Annotated in this window: 16 protein-coding genes and 1 pseudogene; 4 read left to right on the top strand and 13 right to left on the bottom strand. The window is 71.8% G+C overall.

Going from position 1 to position 19,736, the window contains the following annotated elements:
* Positions 1-53: 53 nt before the first annotated feature.
* The 4 genes from AB0946_RS01495 to AB0946_RS01480 form a co-directional block, all read right to left on the bottom strand.
* Positions 54-1,448 (bottom strand): FAD-dependent oxidoreductase, encoded by a 1,395-nt coding sequence (locus tag AB0946_RS01495; RefSeq protein ID WP_366758616.1) that lies wholly within the window; start codon positions 1,446-1,448, stop codon positions 54-56.
* Positions 1,441-2,670, bottom strand: a complete 1,230-nt coding sequence (locus tag AB0946_RS01490; RefSeq protein WP_366758615.1) for an MAB_1171c family putative transporter — start codon at positions 2,668-2,670, stop codon at positions 1,441-1,443. Before AB0946_RS01490 ends, AB0946_RS01495 begins: the two co-directional genes overlap by 8 nt.
* Positions 2,667-3,299, bottom strand: a complete 633-nt coding sequence (locus tag AB0946_RS01485; protein WP_366758614.1) for a toxin-antitoxin system, toxin component family protein — start codon at positions 3,297-3,299, stop codon at positions 2,667-2,669. Before AB0946_RS01485 ends, AB0946_RS01490 begins: the two co-directional genes overlap by 4 nt.
* 123 nt (positions 3,300-3,422) lie before the next feature.
* Positions 3,423-6,377, bottom strand: coding sequence for a beta-galactosidase (locus AB0946_RS01480; RefSeq protein WP_366758613.1), 2,955 nt, complete (start codon positions 6,375-6,377; stop codon positions 3,423-3,425).
* A gap of 76 nt (positions 6,378-6,453) precedes the next feature.
* On the opposite strand from AB0946_RS01480, the pseudogene AB0946_RS01475 reads away from it, so the two are divergent.
* The 3 genes and pseudogenes from AB0946_RS01475 to AB0946_RS01465 all read left to right on the top strand — a co-directional run.
* Positions 6,454-6,573 (top strand): annotated as a pseudogene (locus AB0946_RS01475) (transcriptional regulator); the annotation flags it as partial.
* Positions 6,574-6,664: 91 nt separating this feature from the next.
* Positions 6,665-6,868 (top strand): hypothetical protein, encoded by a 204-nt coding sequence (locus AB0946_RS01470; protein ID WP_366758612.1) that lies wholly within the window; start codon positions 6,665-6,667, stop codon positions 6,866-6,868.
* Positions 6,869-7,118: 250 nt separating this feature from the next.
* On the top strand, positions 7,119-7,769 hold the full coding sequence (locus tag AB0946_RS01465) for a DUF4360 domain-containing protein (RefSeq protein ID WP_366758611.1): 651 nt from the start codon (positions 7,119-7,121) through the stop codon (positions 7,767-7,769).
* Here AB0946_RS01465 and AB0946_RS01460 read toward each other — a convergent pair.
* The 9 genes from AB0946_RS01460 to AB0946_RS01420 form a co-directional block, all read right to left on the bottom strand.
* Positions 7,723-8,289 carry a hypothetical protein gene (locus tag AB0946_RS01460; RefSeq protein ID WP_366758610.1) on the bottom strand — a complete coding sequence of 189 codons (567 nt, stop codon included), beginning with the start codon at positions 8,287-8,289 and terminating at the stop codon, positions 7,723-7,725. The two genes, AB0946_RS01465 and AB0946_RS01460, sit on opposite strands and share 47 nt — an antisense overlap.
* Positions 8,290-8,330: 41 nt before the next feature.
* A complete protein-coding gene (locus tag AB0946_RS01455) occupies positions 8,331-9,980 on the bottom strand; it encodes a histidinol-phosphate transaminase (protein ID WP_366758609.1) in 1,650 nt (549 codons plus the stop codon).
* Positions 9,981-10,082: 102 nt separating this feature from the next.
* Positions 10,083-11,231 carry an aldose epimerase family protein gene (locus AB0946_RS01450; RefSeq protein ID WP_366758608.1) on the bottom strand — a complete coding sequence of 383 codons (1,149 nt, stop codon included), beginning with the start codon at positions 11,229-11,231 and terminating at the stop codon, positions 10,083-10,085.
* Positions 11,232-11,256: 25 nt separating this feature from the next.
* Positions 11,257-12,501: a multiple monosaccharide ABC transporter permease gene (mmsB, locus tag AB0946_RS01445; protein WP_366758607.1), complete on the bottom strand. Its 1,245-nt coding sequence runs from the start codon at positions 12,499-12,501 to the stop codon at positions 11,257-11,259.
* Complete coding sequence (mmsA, locus tag AB0946_RS01440) at positions 12,498-14,048, bottom strand: multiple monosaccharide ABC transporter ATP-binding protein (RefSeq protein ID WP_366758606.1); 1,551 nt, start codon at positions 14,046-14,048, stop codon at positions 12,498-12,500. Before mmsA ends, mmsB begins: the two co-directional genes overlap by 4 nt.
* Positions 14,049-14,082: 34 nt before the next feature.
* Positions 14,083-15,192 (bottom strand): multiple monosaccharide ABC transporter substrate-binding protein, encoded by a 1,110-nt coding sequence (chvE, locus tag AB0946_RS01435; RefSeq protein WP_366758605.1) that lies wholly within the window; start codon positions 15,190-15,192, stop codon positions 14,083-14,085.
* Between the two features lie 6 nt (positions 15,193-15,198).
* On the bottom strand, positions 15,199-16,215 hold the full coding sequence (locus AB0946_RS01430; protein ID WP_366758604.1) for a hypothetical protein: 1,017 nt from the start codon (positions 16,213-16,215) through the stop codon (positions 15,199-15,201).
* A 122-nt stretch (positions 16,216-16,337) separates the two neighbouring features.
* A complete protein-coding gene (locus tag AB0946_RS01425) occupies positions 16,338-17,342 on the bottom strand; it encodes an alcohol dehydrogenase catalytic domain-containing protein (protein WP_366758603.1) in 1,005 nt (334 codons plus the stop codon).
* A complete protein-coding gene (locus AB0946_RS01420) occupies positions 17,339-18,502 on the bottom strand; it encodes a mandelate racemase/muconate lactonizing enzyme family protein (protein WP_366758602.1) in 1,164 nt (387 codons plus the stop codon). The genes AB0946_RS01425 and AB0946_RS01420 overlap by 4 nt, the downstream gene beginning before the upstream one ends.
* Before the next feature lie 200 nt (positions 18,503-18,702).
* Here AB0946_RS01420 and AB0946_RS01415 point away from each other — a divergent pair, with 200 nt between their 5' ends.
* Complete coding sequence (locus tag AB0946_RS01415; protein ID WP_366758601.1) at positions 18,703-19,581, top strand: hypothetical protein; 879 nt, start codon at positions 18,703-18,705, stop codon at positions 19,579-19,581.
* The last annotated feature ends 155 nt before the right edge of the window (positions 19,582-19,736 follow it).

Genomic DNA, 19,736 nt, shown 5'->3' with positions numbered 1-19,736 from the left:
GCCACCACGGACCCGCGGCCGGCGGACGGCACGAGCCCCCGTCCCCCCGCGTCCTACAACCCCGCGGACCGACGCTCCTGCGAAGTCAACGGCGGAGCGGCGAGCGTCGGTCTCAGGGGCCCCGCCACCGCCGCCACCACCACGCTCGGCGCCAGCAGCACCTCCGCCCCACGCTCCAGCGCCGTCACGTCGGTCACCCGCCGGGCCACGCGCCCGTTCCCCGTGGCGGTCCGCAGCAGACGGCCGACGTACGCGGCCAGCACCCGGTCCCGCAGCGTCGGCCCCTCCTCGGTCGCGCCCGGATAGAACACGTCCGCCCCGACCGCGAGATCCCATGCCGCCCGGACGGTCCGCCCGACCGCCCTCTGCGCCTGCCGGGCCAGTCCCCGGCTCCCCAGCCCCCGGCGCCGTACCACGTCCCGCACGGCCAGCGCCGACCGCGCGGCCACCGCCATGCCGTGCCCGTACACGGGGTTCAGCGCGCACACCGCGTCGCCGACGACCAGGAAGTTCTCCGGCCACACCGGCATCCGCTCGAAGAAGTGGCGCCGGTTCGCCGTCGTCCGGGTGACCGCGACCTCGCCGAGCGGCTCCGCGCCCCCGCCCAGCAGCTCCCCGATCAGCGGATGCCGCAGCCCGTCGCGGGCGTAGCGCTCGAACCCGGCTGCGCAGGCGGGCGGTTCGTCCCCGCGGCCCCCGAACAGCGTGACGATCCACTTGCCGTCCTCCACCGGCATCAGCACGCCCCCGCGCCCGGTCCCGGAACCCCGCGGATCGGGCTCGATGCTGACGACCGGGAAGCCGGCCCGCGCCGCCTCCGGCGCGCGGTACAGCCGGCTGGCGTACACCAGCCCGGAGTCCACCTCCCGCCGCTCGACCGCGGGCAGCCCCAGCCCGGTCAGCCAGCCCGCCGCCCGCGAGCCGCGCCCGGTCGCGTCCACGACCAGATCGGCCGTCAGCGTCCGCTCGGCGCTGTCGTGGGCGCGGATGCGCACCCCCGTCACCGCGTCGCCCGTACCGCTGAGCCCGGCCGCCTCGGCCCGCTCCACCAGCGAGATCCGCCCGTCGGCCAGCACCAGCTCCCGTACCACCCAGTCCAGCAGATCCCGGCTCGCCGGCAGCATGAACGCGGACTCGGCCCAGCGCCGGTACCAGCCGTACGGGGACAGCGCCACCATGTCCGTGGTCATCGGCACCCGGCTCACCCCGGCCGCGCGCAGCCGCCCGATCGCCCCGGGCAGCAGTTCCTCCAGCGCCCGCGCCCCGCCCGACCACAGCTGGTGCACGTGCCGGGCCTGCGGCAGTCCCTTGCGGGGCGCGGGGCCGTCGGGCAGCGCGTCCCGCTCGACCACCGTCACCCGGGCGCCGACGGCCGCCAGGGCGCGGGCCGTGAGCAGGCCGGCGAGGGAGCCGCCGAGGACGACGGCGGTGGGTCTGTCCTCATTCATGAACGGTGACGCTCTCTGCTGTGGCGGCCGCACGCGCGCGCACCGCCGCGATGTCGTCGGGACGGCGGAGGGCTCGGGAGACGGCCCCGATCTCCTGGAGCAGGTGCGTGGTGTCCGGCCCGGCGGCCGGCTCGGGCGGCTCCGGCGTCCGGGCCTTGGTCTCGACGGCGTCGAGGATGCTCACCGCGGCCGCCAGCGCGCGGGCCCGCTCCGGCGGATGGCCGAGGCCGAGCGCGGCGTCGTGGGCGCGCCGGCCGAGCCCGGTGTCGATGTGCCGGGCCAGCGGCAGCAGCACGTCCCGGATGAACGTCTCGCGCCGGGTGAGCCGCAGTTCGGGCGTGGCGCGCAGCACGAACGGCACCCCTTCGCCGTTCGCGGTGCGCATCAGCTGGTACAGGGGCCGCAGTTCGCGGTGGGCGAGCCGGACCCGCCAGCGGTCGTGCAGGTACTGGCCGGCGTGCGGCAGGATGAAGCCGACGGCGATGAGGATGGCGGAGAGCGCGGCCACGGGCGGGGCCAGGTTGGTGCTCAGCCAGTCCAGGTCCCGGCCGGACCAGCGGGCGACGACGGCGATCAGCTTCACCGCGTCGAAGATCAGGTTCAGCACATAGCCGGCGCCCAGCAGCTTCAGGCCCCAGCGCAGCCAGGCGTCCAGGCCCACGGTGCGCACCCAGTTCCAGATGAGCCGGGAGGTGATCAGGCAGGCCACGGCGTGCGCGACGAGGTAGAGCAGGATCTCCTCGCGCATGAACGGGGTGGTGGCGTAGTGGGTGTCCAGGTCCCGCAGCCGCTCCTCGGGGGCGTCGGCGAGCAGGAACAGCACCCACAGGGCGACGATCACCCCCGAGTACACCGAGATCACCCAGCGCATGGCGCGGCGGGTGGCGGCCGAACGGTCGGACAGGCCGTTGCGCCAGGTGATGATGAGCAGCAGACAGGAGCCGCAGAACGCGGTGATCAGCGAGTAGCACCAGGGCGCCGAGATGTTGGGCACGCCGGTCAGCCGGTTGACCCAGGCGATGGTGGACGGGGTGCAGAACACGAACACCGCGCAGGCGAGCAGGAGCAGTCCGCCGACCGCGCGCAGCAGCGGGTCCCGCCATAGCCGGATGATGGTGGGCAGCTTGATCACCAGGGCGGCGGTGAGCACGGCGGTGGGGATCCAGAAGGAGATGTAGAACTCGCCGAGGAAATCCGAGGGGTTCAGCGCCAGCCGGGTCACCGTGCCGTTCCTCCACGTCCTCGGTATCCGAGGGACCGCTGCACCGGGTCCGGCGGGCTGGTGCGCCTCCCTTCGAGGCGGCCCCGGAACAGGGTGGCCAGGCGGTGCCCGAAGTCGTCGGCCTCGGCCTCGTCGGTCTCCCGGGAGCCGTCGCGGGCGGCCACGGTGAGGGCGGCCTCCCGCCAGCCGGGCGTGTCGGTGAGGGCCCGGGCTGCGGCGGCCCCGGCCAGGTGGTGGTGGCGGTGCCCGGCGTGCAGGTGCCACAGCTCGTGCCCGAGGATGACCAGTTGCTGCACGGCCTCGGCCCGCTCCTCCACGATGACCAGGTCGAAGTCGGCGAACTCGACCCACAGACCGGTGACTTCGATCTCGTCCGGGAAGCGTTCGAAGCGCAGCTCCACCGGGCGTCCGCCCCGCAGCGCGCTCATCGCCTCGCACAGCGCCCGGCACAACTCGTGTGTGCCTTCGGGCGGTTCGGGCCGGGCGCGGACGGCGGCGGCGAGGTCGCCGGCCAGGGCGCGCATCGCCGCGCCGGAGCCGGAGCGCCGGGTGCGGGCCGGGCCGGAGCGGGAGCGGCGCAGTCGTGAGGCCAGGCGTGCCGCCTGCTCCCGCGCGCCCCCGAAACTCATCTGTCTCCCTTCCCACCGCCGGTTTCGGCTGGTCCGAGCGTACGCGCCTGGGTGTGTCCGCGTCATGCGATCCGGCGGCTGTCGTTCAACGAGGAACCATCTGACCGCCGTCCTGGAACGTGATCAGACCGGCGTGACCGGCACGCCGCCCGACGCCCTGCCGAGCAGCGTCAGCCGCACCGATCCGGGGCCCGACAGCGTGGTGAACTCCGAGAGGACCGCCAGCGCCAGGGTGTTGGCGCCCCGGGTGCGCAGGATGCCGTTCGGCAGCACGAAGGTGTGCTGCGGGCCGACGTTGTTGATGTACTGGCCCAGGTTCCAGCCGTTGAGGAAGATCTGCGCGCGGTAGGCGCGGTACGGGTCGTCGTCCAGGGTCAGGCCGACCGACGCGTCGACGTCGGCCGGCACCGACAGCCGGAACGTCGTCCGGTACCACGTCACGCCCTGGTACCGCGCCGCGCGCGGCAGGGTCACCCGCTCCCAGTCCCGGTCCCGGAAGCCGGGCAGGTGCCAGCCCTCCCGCTCGCCGTACAGACCACCGTTGTTCATCGGCCCGCGCACGGGGTCGGCGGGGCCCGCGCCCTGGATGCGCCACCGCACCTCGGGCGAGGCCCCCTTGAAGGTGACGGCCGTCAGGCCCCGCGCCGCCTTGTGGGTGTCGAGCGCCTTTCCGTCCTGGTCGTGCTGCATGCGCCGGACGAGGACCGACAGAACGTGCCGGCCGGGGGAGCGCAGCCGCTCCCGCACCGGGAAGACCGCCGTCTCCGCCCAGCTGCCCTTGCGGATGGTCGCGTTCTTGTCCGGTACCGGCATCCGGTGCGTGCCGAGCGGCTCGCCGTCCAGCCAGGCCATCAGCAGGCCCTGCGTGCCGGTGCTGTAGGCGAGCGAGACCTCCTCGACCCCGGTGGTGCCGGTCAGTTCGCCCCGGTACCAGACGTCCCCGTAGTGGAAGCCGTAGTCGTCCGCGAAGAGGACCGGCCGGCCGTCCGGGACCGCCGTGGTGCTGTACGACGACGTCTTGTCCGCCACCTTCCAGGACGAGTCGTCGAAGCTCGGGCCCGCCTCCGGGTTCTCCCTGCGCATCCGCCAGCCGCCCAGCTCCGGCAGCCGCACCTCGGGCACGTCCGGCAGCATCCCGGTGGTCAGCAGGCTGCCGGAGAGCGTGGCCCGGGTGGCCAGCTTCCGCCCGTTCCAGACCAGGGTGTCGATCCCGCGCGGGCCCCACACCTCCATGCCGGTCCGCTCGACGACGTCACCGGTCAGGTGGACCTCCGAACCGCGCAGCTCCGCGTGCCGCAGCAGCGCCGGGCCGTAGACGAGGAGGGTCCCGGACGGGGTGTCGTACGGGAACAGGCGCACGGCGGTGGCGTCGTCGGCGAAGAGCAGCAGCAGCGGGGTGTCCGTCCCGCCCCCGCGCACCAGCACCCGGGTCAGCCCGTCCTGGCCGAGGGGGGCGCTCACATGGAGTTCGTTCTGGTCGTAGGCCCAGCCGGCCTCCGGGTCCAGCCGCTGCGCGGAGGGCTCTTCCGGGCACTCCAGCACCAGCTCGGCCATCTCCTCGCGCCGCCCGGCGAACACGGCGATGTCCTGCCGGCCCGCCGTCAGGACCGTCATGGGCGCGACGGTGGCGTACTTCAGGGTCCGCCTGCCCAGCGGCAGGCCGGTGGTGAGCAGCTTGGCGTCCTTGCCGGGCACGGTGATCCGCAGCGTGCCGGCGTCGGTGGGCAGTTCGCTGGTGACAGGGTCGGCGCCGTCGTTGCGGGCGACGTACACGTGGGTGCCGGTGTCCGGGTTGGTCAGGTGGTAGACCTTCAGCCCGTCGGCCCGCACGTCCGCCGCCCGGTCCAGCTTCGCGAAGTCGGGTACGCGCTGGAGCAGATGGCCGAGCTGGTGCATCGGCGCGATCTTGTCCGTGACGTTGCGGCCCTCGTCGATGGCGGCGCCGTAGTCGTACGACGTGTAGACGACCGGCGCGGGCAGCCAGCCCCACGACGTCCCCCCGAACGTCATGTACACGTTGTGCAGGGTGAGCCCGTTGGCGAGGTTGGTCAGGTAGAAGCGCCGCTCGTACGCGGCGTCCCGGGTGCGCCGCGCCTCGGCGTACCCCTTGCCGTCGAACCACGCCCCGCCCCACGGATCGAACCAGCCGCCCCCGAACTCGGGCACGAACCCGGGCGTGGCGGGGGAGGCGGTGGCCCCGCCCTTCGCCCCCCCGGGACCGTAGTGGCCCCAGTCCGGCGGGGTCTGCGACGGCGACGGATACCCGTCGAACCCGTACAGCCAGCCGCCCCTCTCCCCGCCGGTGTCGAACGACCCCGGCACCCAGTACCCGTTGCGCCCCTTGTCGTTGTGGAACAGCGGGACGTCGATCCCGTCGCCCCGCACCTTCCGGTACAGGTGGGACATGTAGTTCCGCCCGGTGGCCTCGTCCACATGGGCGTCGTACTCGTTCTCGATCTGGTACAGCAGGACCGTGCCGTTGCCCTGCGTGAACAGGTGCCGGCGGGCGATCCGGTTCACCCGGGTCAGCCACTCGTCCACGTGCGCCAGGTAGACCGGGTCGTCGGTCCGGGCCGTGCCCCTGGTCGCCGTCAGCCAGCCGGGGAAGCCCCCGCCGTCCACCTCGGCATTGATGTAAGGGCCGGGGCGCAGGATGACGTACAGCCCGGTCTCGGCGGCCGTCCGCAGGAACAGGTCCAGGTCCCGGACGCCGCTGAAGTCGTACTCGCCGGGCGCGGGGGAGTGGTAGTTCCAGGCCACGTAGACGCTCACGGCGTTGTAGCCGTGCGCCCGCATCTTCTGGAGCACGTCCCGCCACAGGGAAGGGCTGGGCAGCCGGAACGGATGCATCTCGCCGGACCACACCGCCAGCCGCCGCCCGTCCACGAGCAGCGAGTACCGGTCGTACCCGATGGTGTGCCGCTCGCCGTCGGCGCGCGGCGGCAACGGCGCCGGACCGGTCGGCGCACTGCTGCCCGCGTACGCGGACGGCGCTCCGGGGCCGCCGCTGCCGCCCAGGGCGAGACCGAGCGCGGCGGAGCCGGCCAGGGCACTGAAGGTACGTCTGCTGAGCGCCAAGGTGGGTCCTCCCGGGCGGTCTTACGGGGGCGCGGTCCGGCCATTCTCCCCACGGACACACCCCCACGACGGACCCATGAGGATCTCGGCACGGGCGGATTACGCGGTACGGGCGGTACTGGAGCTGGCCGTACGGCAGGGTAACGGCCCCGTGAAGGCAGAAGAAATCGCCGTCGCGCGGGAGCTGCCGCACAAGGCCCCGCGAGGCAACCCGTTAGGCGCAACGCCGGTCCCCCGGCCGGCCCACCGGCGAGTTTCCCCCGCCCGTGTCCGTCGTTGGGGCGGGCATGATCAAGAAACTCGCCTGTGTCACCGTCCTGACGGCCGCCCTCCTGGCCTCCGCCGCCACCGCCGAAGCCGGCACGCGCTCCACGCCGCCCACCGCCGTCCCCGGCGCCGCCCTCCTCGACGGCATCCTCGGCTCCCTGGAGATCGGCCACCCGGCCACGTCCCTCAGGACGGTTCTCCCCCCGGGCGTCCGGGGCGAGTGAACGGCACGACCGCCGCGAGCGCCCGGACCACCGGGCGCCGCGCGCACGGCCGGAGGACGTGAAAACCCCGGTGTGAATGGCCGGAGTTCACTCTCCCGGCACCGGGCGGGGCTCCCTACGCTACCCACGCCCCCACGCTCCGTTCACAACGAACGCACAGTTCCTTCAAATTTGAACGGCTTAGACGGCTGAACGGCCCGGAGCGGATGCGGCGGGAGGCGAACCCCCCACTCGACAACCGGGAGAAACCATGGCTGGTGGAGTCCTGCTGAGCGGCGCCGTGGCCGCTCTCCTCACCACCGCACTGCCCGCCCAGAGCCCCTCCTCCGTCTTCGACGACCCGCCCCCGGACAAGATCGTCATCGACGTGGCGACGGTCAACGGCTCGGGCTGCCCCGCCGGTACGGCCGCCGTGGCGGTCTCGCCGGACAACACGGCCTTCACGGTGACCTACAGTGCCTACCTGGCCCAGGCCGGCGGCACCTCGGACCCCACGGCCTTCCGCAGGAACTGCCAGCTCAACCTGGTCGTCCACGTCCCGCAGGGCTTCACGTACGCGATAGCCAGCGCAGACTACCGGGGCTTCGCCTCGCTCCAGCGGGGCGCCACGGGCACGCAGAAGGCGTCGTACTACTTCCAGGGCTCGTCGAACACCGTGCCCAGGACCCACCCGTTCAACGGCCCCTACAACGACGACTGGCAGGCCACCGACTCCACCGACTGGGCGCAACTGGTCTGGGCGCCCTGTGGTGTGCTGCGCAACTTCAACATCAACACCGAACTGCGCGTGAACGCCGGCACCACGGCCCCCGACAAGGTCAGCTTCATGACGATGGACTCGACGGATGGGGACATCAGCACGGTGTACCACCTGGCCTGGAAGGAGTGCCCGACCTCCTGAGCGGCGCCGGCGCCGGCTCCCGTGAACGCCGGCCCCGAAGCGGGCGGTGACCGTCGGCGTCGGCGTCCCCCTGCGGAAGCGGGGGGATCAGGGAGGGGCCGGCGCCGAGGCGCGTGACGCCCTCGCGGACCGTGTCCGTGAACCGTGTCAGCTCGGCCACCAGGACCTCCCAGGTCACCGGGGCGGTCCAGTGGTCGGGTTCGAAGACCGAGCCGACCCGCCAGCCGGCCGTCGTCTCCTCGATCCGTACCGTGCCCAGCTCCTCGAAGGACATCGACTCGAAACGGAAGCCGTCCCGCGCCTGCCGCCCTCGGCCGCGCTCCAGCCAGGCGACCAGGGCGCGTGCCAGTTCGGCGACCGGGAAGTCCTCCACCGCGCACACCGTCCGCTCGCCGTCCCGGATGACGAGGTCCGCTTCGAGATCCACGAGCAGTACGTGCACGGGCGCCGTCGCGGGCTCCATGCCTCGCCTCGGCATGTCCGAGGTGTTCAGGTTCTCGTACGTGACAGTGACCGGCATCGTGCGAATCTATCAATCACCTTGCGATCCGGGCGGCGACGTCACACGGCTGCCTGGCCCGTCCCCGCCGCGTTCGGCCAGCTCTGCGCGTTGGGCCAGCCCGTCGCGGGGGCCGGGGTCAGGCCGGCGGCCGGGGCCGGAGCCGTCATCCCGCGGACCTGGGCGGCGGTGAGCCCGCCCCGGGCCGGAACGCCGGGCGGGGTGGGGGCGACGGCCGCGGCGGGCGCGAGCGGCTCGGGTGCGGGTGCGGGGGCCGGTACGGGCGCGGGGGCCACCGGCGCCGGTACGGAAGCCGGTACCGGCGCGGGGACCAGCGGTACGGCAACCGGCGCGGGCATCACGGCCGCCGCCGCAGCCGCCGGAGCCGGCGGCGGGGCTGCCGCCGGCATCGGCATCCCGTTGCCGGGCGGGGCCACGGCGGCGGGGAGCGGCATGCCGGTGCCGGCGGCCGGTGCGGGGCCGGACGCGGTCAGCCGCATCCCGGCCCCGTTGGTCTCGCTGACCAGCCGGTCGACCGCCGCCGTACCCGAGCTGTAGCTGGTCCCGGTGCCCGGCTCGGGTACGGCGGCTCCCCTCCTGGACCCGTAGAGCACCTGTTCCAGGCCGGACACCAGGCGACGCACGTCGACCTGGGGGCGCACCACGAGCCGCAGGAAGCGGCTGGAGGATCCGATCTTGTTGCCGCACTCGCGGACCAGGATCCGGTGCTCGGTGAGCATCCGGTCCCGCACCACCGTGCCCTCGGCGCCGAGCGGCAGGCGCACGAAGAGGAAGTTGCCCTGGGAGGGGTAGACGGTGAGGCCGGGGAGCGCGGAGAGGTGGCTGGCCATCTCCAGACGGTCGCGGCGGACCTGCGTCAGGCTCCGCGCGTACTCGGCGCCGTGCTCCTTCAGCATGAACACCACGTGCTCGGCGAAGGAGTTGAGGTTCCACTTCGGCAGCATGGAGCGGACCTTGCCCGCGAGCGCCGGGTTGGCGACGAGGTAGCCGAAGCGGATGCCGTGCAGGCCGAAGTTCTTGCCGAGGCTGCGCAGCACGATCACGTTGGGGCTGAGCATGGCCTCCTGGACGACGCTCGGCTCGGCCTCCGCGTCGGCGAACTCCAGGAAGGACTCGTCCACGATCACCAGGTCGAGGTCCGCCATGGCGTCCATGAACTGCACGATCTGCTGGCGGCGCAGGAAACCGCCGTCGGGGTTGTTGGGGTTGCAGATCACGGCCACCCGGGTGCCGCGGGCGCGGATGAACTCGCCGTACTGGCCGAGGTCCAGGGCGAAGTCGTTCGCCTCCTGGAGGGGGAACATGTCGACCCGCTTGCCGGTCTCCATCGGCTGGTCGGTCCAGCGGCCGAAGGTGGGCACGGGGACGGCAAGGGACTCACGCACCAGCAGGTGGTCGATCCAGGTGATCAGCTCCGTGGAGCCGTTGCCCATCGCCACGCACTGCGGCGGGAGCCGGAGCAGGTCGCACAGCTCCGCGGTGACGGTCTCGGCGCTGCTCGGGTAGTACGTGACGATCTCGCGCAGCCGGCTCGCCATCTCCTCGAACATGGCGGGCGTCGGGAAGTACGGATTGCACGGAATGCAGAAGTCCACCGGACCGGTCCCGTCGCCGCCCTCCCGCGTCAGCGCCGCCATGGAGGGGCTGTGCGCGGCGGTGCCGCGGAACAACGAGGTGACGCTGCCGGCCAAGGGAACCTCCGTCGACGGGTGGCCCGTGCGGGGGAGCACGGGCCGCCCTTCGATACGGAGGGGACGGCAGTGGTGTTCAACTCACCGCCGGTGTGAGCCGGTTCACGCCCCGAAGGTGTGCAGGGTGGACGTCCGGTAGGTCTGCCCCGGCCGCAGCACCGTCGACGGGAAGTTCGCGTGGTTCGGCGAGTCCGGGAAGTGCTGCGTCTCCAGGCACAGGGCGTCGCCCTGCCGGTAGGTGCGGCCGCCGGTGCCGGTGAGCGTCCCGTCGAGGAAGTTGCCGGAGTAGAACTGCAGGCCCGGCTGGTCGGTGGCGATCTTCAGGGTACGGCCGGAGCGGGGGTCGCGCAGGGTGGCGACGTGCTCGGGCTTCGCCGTGATCCCCTTGTCCAGCACCCAGTTGTGGTCGTAGCCCTTGGCCTGCACCTGCTGCTCGTGGCCCGCCCGGATGTCCCGGCCGACGGGCTTGGCGTGCCGGAAGTCGAACGGGGTGCCCGCGACCCGGGCCAGCTCGCCGGTGGGGATCAGGCCGGAGTCGGTCGGGGTGTAGCGGGAGGCGGCGATCGTGAGTTCGTGGTCCTCGATCGTGCCGCTGCCCTCACCGGCCAGGTTCCAGTAGACGTGGCTGGTGAGGTTGACGACGGTGGCCTTGTCGGTGGTGGCCGCGTAGTCGATGCGCCAGTCGCCGTGCCGGGTGAGGGTGTACGTCACCGTCGTCCGCAGCGTGCCCGGGTAGCCCATCTCGCCGTCGACGCTGGTGTAGTGCAGGTGCAGCCCGACGTCGGCGCCCTTGACGAACGGCTCGACGTCCCACACGTGCTTGTCGAAGCCCTGGGCGCCGCCGTGCAGGCTGTTGGCGCCGTCGTTCACGGAGAGCTGGTACGCCGTGCCGTCCAGCGTGAACCGGCCCTTGCCGATGCGGTTGCCGTACCGGCCGATCAGCGCGCCGAAGTACGGGCTCTTCGCCACGTAGTCGGCGACGTTGTCGAAGCCGGCCACGACGTTGGCGTACCGGCCGTGCCGGTCGGGCAGCTCCAGGCTCTGGACGATGCCGCCGTAGGACAGCACCCTCAGCCGGGTGCCGCCGTTGGCCAGCGACCAGCGGTACACCTTCGTGCCGTCGGCGAGGGTGCCGAAGAGCTCCTTCACCGGCTTCCTTCCCGAGGCGGCTTCGGCGGTGCCGCCGAGGGTGGTGGCGGCGATGCCCGCCGCGGCTGCTCCCGCGATGACCGTGCGTCTGTTCAGTTCCATAGGTGCGGCTCCGTTTTCTGGGCGCTTACGAACCGGACTTGCGCTTGTTCCACACGTCGAACCCGACCGCCACCAGCAGGGCGAGGCCCTTGATGACCTGCTGCCAGTCGGTGCCGACGCTGAGGAGGTTCATGCCGTTGTTCAGCACGCCGAGGACGAGACCGCCGATGATGGCGCCGAGGACGGTGCCGACACCGCCGCTCATGGACGCGCCACCGATGAACGAGGAGGCGATGGCCTCCAGTTCGAAGTTGACGCCCGCCTTCGGCGAGGCCGCGTTCAGCCGGGCGGCGACCACCAGACCCGCCAGGGCCGCGAGCACGCCCATGTTCAGGAAGACGTAGAAGGTGACCTTCTTGTCCTTCACGCCGGACAGCTTGGCCGCCGGCAGGTTGCCGCCGATCGCGTAGATGTGCCGGCCGAAGACCGCGTTGCGCATGACGTAGCCGTAGCCGACGACCAGCGCACCGAGGATGATCAGCACGATCGGGGCGCCCTTGTAGCTGGCGAGCAGCAGGGTGAGCACGAGGATCGCGGCGACCAGGGCGGTCAGCTTGAGCAGGAACAGCCGGGTCGGCAGCACGTCCAGGGAGAACTCCTGCTGGCGGCGGCGGTCCCGGAACTCCTGCCAGACCACGGCCGCGATCAGGACGAGCCCGAGCAGCAGGGTGAGGTTGTGGTAGTTGGTGTCCGGGCCGGCCTCGGGCAGGAAGCCGTTGCCGAGCTTCTGCAGGCCGTCCGGGAAGGGGCCGAGGGTCTGGCCCTTGAGCAGGATCTCGGTGAGGCCGCGGAAGAGGAGCATCCCGGCGAGGGTGACGATGAACGACGGTATGCCGAGATAGGCGATCAGATAGCCCTGGACCGAGCCGGCGACCGCGCCGATCACCAGGCACAGCACCAGGGCGACGGGCCAGGGGATCCCGTGCTGCACGGTCAGTACGGCCGCGAAGGCGCCGACGAACGCGGTGAGCGAGCCGACCGACAGGTCGATGTGCCCGGCGATGATCACCAGCATCATGCCGATCGCGAGGATCAGGATGTAGCTGTTCTGCAGCACCAGGTTGGAGACGTTGCGCGGCAGCAGCAGGTCCCCGTCGGTCCAGATCGCGAAGAGGACCACGATCAGGCCGAGCGCGATCAGCATGCCGTACTGGCGCATGTTGCGGCGCAGACCGGCCAGTACCAGGCCGAGCAGTCCCCCGTCGGCGGCCGGTCCGCTCCTGCCCGGCGGCGCGGGGGCCGGGCTCTTGGCGGTCACATCCGTGCTCATCGCGTTACCTCTTTGTCCTTCGTCATATGGCGCATCAGCACTTCCTGCGTGGCCTCGGCCCGTGGCACCTCACCGGTCAGCCGCCCGGCGGCCATCGTGTAGATGCGGTCGCACATGCCGAGCAGTTCGGGCAGCTCGGAGGAGATGAAGACCACCGCCTTGCCCTGGGCGGCGAGCTGGTCGATGACCGTGTAGATCTCGTACTTGGCGCCCACGTCGATGCCGCGGGTCGGCTCGTCGAGGATCAGCACGTCGGGACCCGCGAAGATCCACTTGCTGAGGACGACCTTCTGCTGGTTGCCGCCGGACAGCTTGCCCACCGGCTCGAAGACCGTGGGCGCCTTGATGTTCATGGACTTCCGGAAGCCCTCGGCGACCTGCCGCTCCTCGTGCTCGTCCACCACACCCCGCTGGGCGACCTTGTCCAGCGCGGTCAGCGAGATGTTCCGGTTGATGGTGTCGATGAGGTTCAGGCCGTAGTGCTTGCGGTCCTCGGTGACGTACGCGATGCCGTGCCCGATCGCCTCCGCCACGGTCTTGGTGCGGATCTCCGTGCCGTCCTTCAGGACCGTGCCGGCCGCGTACCGGCCGTAGGTCCGCCCGAAGACGCTCATCGCGAGTTCGGTGCGGCCCGCGCCCATCAGGCCCGCGATGCCGACGATCTCGCCGCGGCGCACGCTCAGGGACACGTCGTCCACGACCTTGCGCTGCTGGTCGATCGGGTGGAACACGGTCCAGCCGCGGATCTCCAGCGCCGGCGCCGCGCCCTCCTCCGGCTGGTGCGGGGTGCGCTCGGGGAAGCGGTGGTCGAGGTCGCGGCCGACCATGCCGGCGATGATCCGCTCCTCGGTCGTCTCCGGCGCCTTCACATCGAGGGTCTCGATGGACCGCCCGTCCCGGATGATCGTCACCGAGTCGGCGACCTTGCGGATCTCGTTGAGCTTGTGGGAGATGATGATCGAGGTGATGCCCTGGTTCTTCAGTTCCAGGATCAGGTCGAGGAGTTTGTCGCTGTCCTCGTCGTTCAGGGCCGCCGTCGGCTCGTCCAGGATCAGCAGCTTCACCTGCTTGGACAGCGCCTTGGCGATCTCGACGAGCTGCTGCTTGCCCACGCCGATGTCGGCGACCCGGGTCTCCGGGTGCTCGTCCAGACCGACCCGGCGCAGCAGCGCGGTGGCGTGGCGCAGGGTCTCGCGCCAGTTGATGAGTCCGCGCGTGGCGTGCTCGTTGCCGAGGAAGAGGTTCTCCGCGATGGACAGATGCGGCACCAGCGCCAGTTCCTGGTGGATGATGACGATGCCGTGCTGCTCGCTCGCCCGGATGTCCTTGAACTGGCAGGTCTGCGACTCGAAGAGGACGTCCCCCTCGTAACTGCCGTACGGGTGGACGCCGGAGAGCACCTTCATCAGGGTGGACTTGCCGGCGCCGTTCTCCCCGCAGATGGCGTGGACCTCGCCCTGCCGGACGGTCAGGGTGACGTCCGACAGCGCCTTGACACCGGGAAAGGTCTTGACGATCGAGCGCATTTCCAGGACGGGTCCCGCCATGGTCGTGCCTTCCAATCCGTAGGAGATGGGCGGGTTACTTGAGGTCGCCCTCGGTGTAGTAACCGCCGTCGACCAGCACCTGCTTGTAGTTGCTCTTGTCGACGCTCACCGGCTGGAGCAGGTAGGCGGGCACGACCTTCGTCCCGTTGTCGTACGTCTTGGTGTCGTTGACCTCGGGCTTCTTGCCCTTCAGGGAGTCGTCCATCATCGTGGCGGCGACCTCGGCGAGCTTGCGGAGGTCCTTGTAGACGGTCTGCGTCTGCTGACCGGCGATGATCGACTTCACCGAGGCCAGCTCGGCGTCCTGGCCGGTGATGACGGGCAGCGGCTTGCTGCCCGAGCCGTAGCCGTCCGACTTGAGGGCGGACAGGATGCCGATGGAGATGCCGTCGTACGGCGAGAGGACCGCGTCGACCCGGCCGCTCTTGTAGGCCGAGGTGAGGACGTCCTCCATGCGCTTCTGCGCGGTGGTGCCGTCCCAGCGCAGGGTGACGACCTGGGTCAGCTTCGTCTGCCCGGACTTGACCACCAGCTGCTTCTTGTCGATGTACGGCTGGAGGACGCTCATGGCGCCGCCGAAGAAGTACTTGGTGTTGTTGTCGTCGTTGGAGCCCGCGAACAGCTCGATGTTGAAGGGGCCCTTCTTGCCCTTGTTCAGGCCGAGCTTGTCGACGATGTACTGGCCCTGGAGCTTGCCGACCTTCTCGTTGTCGAACGAGGCGTAGTAGTCGACGTTCTTGGTGCCGAGGATCAGCCGGTCGTAGGAGATGACCGGGATGTGCGCGTCCGCGGCCTCCTGGAGGACGTGGCCCAGGGACTTGTTGTCGATCGCCGCGATGATCAGGCCCTTGACGCCCTGCGTGATCAGGTTCTCGATCTGCGAGACCTGGGTCTCCGGGTCGTCCTCGCCGTAGACGAGCTTGGTCTTGTAGCCCTTGGCCTGAAGGTCCTTGACGACGTTCTTGCCGTCGGAGATCCAGCGCTCGGAGGACTTGGTCGGCATGGCGATGCCGATGGTGGCGCCCTTGACGTCGCCCGTCTTCTCCTTGCTGCCGCCCTCGCCGCTCTGGCCGCAGGCGGTGAGGGTGAGGGCGAGCGAGGCGGCTCCGGCTATGGCGGCGAGTGCGGCTCTGCGGTTGCGCATCTGGGATCAGTCCTTGTCGTTCTCGTCGTTGAGAGGAGCGGAGGTGAGAGGTGCGGGTGCTTCCACGGGGAAGCGGTGGAGCGTCCCGGGCAGTCGGGAGCCGAGCGGCGCCATGTCGCCGTCCGCGCCGTGCCGGGCGAGCAGGTCCAGGGCGAGCCGGCCGCGCCGCACCCGCTCCCGGGCGGTGTCCAGGGTCACGTCCCGCAGGTGGGTGCCCCACGGGTAGATGCCGGGGGCCTTGGACAGACCGAACTTCAGGTACAGGGGTGCGCCGCGCCGGATCAGCTCGGCGACCTCGTACATCCGCACGTAGCCGCCGAGGTCGTCGGGGGCCTCGATGTACATGTCCATGGGGGCGCCGGAGACCCGGCGGATCTCGGTCAGGTGGTCCAGCGTCAGGTCGCTGGGCACGTTGACGGAGTCGGCGCCGAGCCGCTCGTAGACGGCGTACGAGGCCGGGTTGACCGGGCCGATGAGCGCCGAGACCTTCAGCGTGGTGTCGGCCGGGATGATGCCGGCCTGGCGGGCGCGGTGCAGGGTCCACAGCACGCCCTCGTCGGCGACCAGCAGGCACTTGACGCCCAGTTCGGTGGCCCGGACGGCGTCCTCGACGCAGCCGGCGACGGCGTCGTGGCCCCGGGCGCGCAGTCCGGCCCCCCGTGAGTCGGACCGCACCGAGCCGCCGATGTCCCAGGTGCCGCGCGGTCCGGTGAACAGGCACAGCTCGATGTCGCGCTCGTTCGTGGCGTCGACCATCTCGGTGATCTCGGCGTCGGTGAGCATCCACACGCCGCTGCCCTGGCTGATCCGGTGGATCGGCACATCGAGGCGCGAGGCCTCCTTCAGGACGACCGCCAGCGCTTCGGGTCCCTCGCACGAGGGGATCTCGGTGCGCCAGCGACCGCCGCCCGGGAAGGTGCGGGCGGAGGCGTCGGCGGGGTCGAGGGCGGGCGCGCCGAGGCCGAGTGCGGCGAGCACCTGCTCGCCGGGCCTGCGGGCTGCCGGGGCGGACGTGTCGGTCACAAGCTGTCCTTAGGGTCCTGAGTGTTCGGTATTTCGGACAAGGTTCGCGGCTCTGGGTACGGAAGAGCGCCGGGCGTACGCCGGCCGGGGCGTCGTCAGGTCACGCCCCGGCCGGCGTACGGTCAGGGGCGGAGCAGCACCTTGCCCACCTTGGGATCGCCGGCCCCGACCAGCTCGATGGCCTGCGGGAACTCGGTCAGCGGCAGCTCGTGGGTGACCAGCGGCAGCGGGTCCAGCAGCCCGGCCCCGAAGACCCGCACGGTGTGGGCCCAGGCGTCCGGCGGTGCGCCGAAGACGGTGTGCACCTCCAGCTGCCGTACGACGAGGTCGGTCGGGTCGAGCCCGTCCGCGCCCGGCGCCGGGATCCCGGTGAGGACCAGCCGGCCGCCGCGCCGCAGCAGCGCGGCGGCGGTGCGCGCGGCGGACGCCGACCCGGCGGTCTCGATCACCACGTCGAAGTCGCCGGGCAGCTCCTGGTCGCGCAGCCGGAAACCGCTCGCCCCGAACCGGCGGGACAGCGCCTCCCGGTCGTTCCGCGTGCCCACCACCAGCAGCTCCGCCGGCGAGACCGCCTTCAGGAACTGCACGGCGAACATGCCCAGCGTGCCCGTGCCGACCACCGCGACCCGCTCGCCCGGCCGGGCGTTCGCCTTCAGCGCGGCCGCCGCGACACAGGCGGCCGGCTCCAGCAGTGCGGCGGCGGTGAGGTCGGCGTCGTCCGGCAGGACGTGCAGCAGCCGGGCGGGCAGGGTCAGCGTGGCGGCCATGGCGCCCGGCTGGGTGAAGCCGGTCTCCTCGTACCCGGCCGAGCACAGCGTGGTCTCGCCCGCGTGACAGCGTTCGCACACCTGGCAGTTGCGGAAGCCCTCGCCGACGACCTTGCGGCCGACGAGCGAGCCGGGCACCCCGGCGCCCACCGCCGTGACCGTCCCCGACCACTCGTGTCCGGGCGTGAGCGGATAGCGCACGTACCCTTCGGGCCGGTTGCCCTGGTACACCTCGCGGTCGCTGCCGCAGATGCCGGCCGCGTGCACCGCGACCAGCGCCTCGCCGGGACCGGGCTGCCGGGGCGTGTGGGCCTCGACCCGGTGCACCCCCGGCGCCTCGACCAGGACCTGGGAGCTCACTTCGTGCCCTTCGGCTTGCGCTGCTCCCAGCCCTCGGCCCACAGGTCGAACCGGGCCTGCTGCTGCGGGAACTCCGCCGCCGCGTCGACGTCCAGCTCGACGCCGAGCCCCGGCGCGTCGGAGAGGTGGAAGCAGCCGTCCTCCGGGTTCACCTGCGGGGCGCCCTTGACCACCTTCTTGATCTCCGCGTCCGCGAAGTCGTTGAAGTGCTCGAGGATCTTGAAGTTCGGGGAGGTGAACCCGACCTGGAGGGAGGCGGCGGTGAGCACCGACCCGCCCACGTTGTGCGGGGCGACGAGCATGTAGTGGGTCTCGGCGGTCGCGGCCAGCTTCCGGGTCTCCCAGATGCCGCCGATGTGGCCGACGTCGGGCTGGATGATGTCGACCGCCTGGCTGTCGAACAGCTCGCGGAACTCGATCCGGTCGTGGATGCGCTCACCGGTGGCCACCGGTACGTCCACCTTGGCCGCCACCTTCTCCAGCGCCTTCAGGTTCTCCGGCGGCACCGGCTCCTCCAGCCAGGCCGGCTTGAAGGGCGCCATCTCCTTGGCCAGCCGGACGGCGGTGGCGGGGGAGAAGCGGCCGTGCATCTCCAGCATCAGCTCCGCCTCCGGGCCGATGGCGTCCCGCACGGCCTCGATGAGCGAGACCGCGTACACCGTCTCCTGGTGGTCCAGCTCGAAGTGCCCGGTGCCGAAGGGGTCGATCTTCAGCGCCCTGTAGCCGCGCTCCATGACCCCCCGCGCGGCCTTGTGGTACGCCTCCGGGGTCCGCTCGGTCGTGTACCAGCCGTTGGCGTACGCCTTGACCTTGTCGGTCACCTTCCCGCCGAGCAGCTGCCACACCGGCACGCCCAGGGCCTTGCCCTTGATGTCCCAGCAGGCCATCTCGACCACCGCGATGCCGGACATGACGATCTCCCCGGCCCGGCCGTAGTCGCCGTACTTCATCCGGCGCACGAGGTCCTCGACGGCGAAGGGGTCCGATCCGAGAATGTGGTTGGCCTCGGCCTCCCGCAGATAGCCGATCAGCGCGTCGGTGTGACCGAGCATCCGGGTCTCGCCGACTCCCGTGATGCCCTCGTCGGTGTGCACCTGGACGTAGGTCAGGTTGCGCCACGGCGTGCCGACCACGTGCGTGCTGATTCCGGTGATGCGCACGGCAGTTGCCCCTCAGCTGTTCGAGATTTCGTCACACGTTCGAAATGTTGGCGTGACAGTAAGGACGGTCCGGCGGGGGTGTCAATGGGTCGAACAGGTAACGGTTTCGGCACGGCTTTCGAGAACTCTTTCGACCCCGCACCAAACCTTCACAACGACGCCTGGAACCGGAACCGCGCGGACTCTAGTCTTCCCGCGTCATGAACTACTGCCTCCCGTGCCGACGGCACCTCAATGGCGCCCTGGCCTGCCCGGGGTGCGGTACTCCGGCCGACCGGCTCGCGCCCCTGACGGCGACGCCGGACGCGCCCGCGCACGAGCAGGGGGACGGGCACGGGCTCGCGCCGGCGCCGGCGACGTGCGAGCAGCCGTTCGAGCCGTACGAGCAGCGGAACGAGGAGGCGCCAGGCGGTCCGCACGCCCCCGGGGAGCCGGAGCGGGCGGAAGAACCGGAACCGTCGGAGACGGGGACCGGCGAAGCGGACGAGGCGGAGGGCGACGACGCCGGTGACGACGGGGGCGCCCCGGCCGGGCGGCGGGCCCGGGGCGGGGCCGAGGGCAGCCGCCGCGACCGCAAGGCCGCCGCACACCGCCGAAGACGCCGCCGTACCGTCCTGGTCGCCGCCGGCTTCGTCCTCGCGGCGGGCGGGCTGAGCCTCGCCGAACTGGGCACGGACGCGCCCTTCTCACCCTTCTCCAGCGACGCCCCGGCCCCGGCCGGGGACACCTCGGCGGACGGCGGCGCCGCCTCGGTCGCGCCGGGCCGCACCGCCGGTCCGACAGGCGCCACGTCCGGCGCCATCCCCCGGGCCGGCGAGTCGGCCTCCCCGGACGCCTCGGCCTCCGCCTCCGCGTCGCAGTCGCCGGAGGACGAGGACTCCGCTTCCCCCTCCGCCACGCCCAGCGGCACCGTGCAGCAGTCGCCCACGACGAGTTCCGGTGCGACCCCGGTGACCCCGGCCGCCCCGGCCCCCAGCCAGTCCTCCGCCGCCCCGACCACGGCCCCGGCCACCTCCGCGCCCCCGCCCCAGCCGTCGCCCACGAAGACCTGCGACCGCTTCCTGTGGTGGTGCAGCTGAGGACGTCCGCGGGCAGGTGAGTCCCCCCCCGCCCGGGGTCCGGCTCCATCCGTGTGTACGTGAAGCACGCCCCGGCGCGTGCCCGCCACCCCGCGCCATCGGCCATCCGGGGCATCCATGACACCCCCCGGCCCTCGGCGGGGTTGAGTCGAACG

This window comes from Streptomyces sp. NPDC046870 (assembly GCF_040704595.1).
In the GTDB taxonomy this organism is placed as follows: Bacteria; Actinomycetota; Actinomycetes; order Streptomycetales; family Streptomycetaceae; genus Streptomyces; species Streptomyces argyrophylli.
The sequence above is the reverse complement of the archived record's forward strand: the minus strand, read 5'-3'. Positions and strand labels throughout refer to the sequence as shown.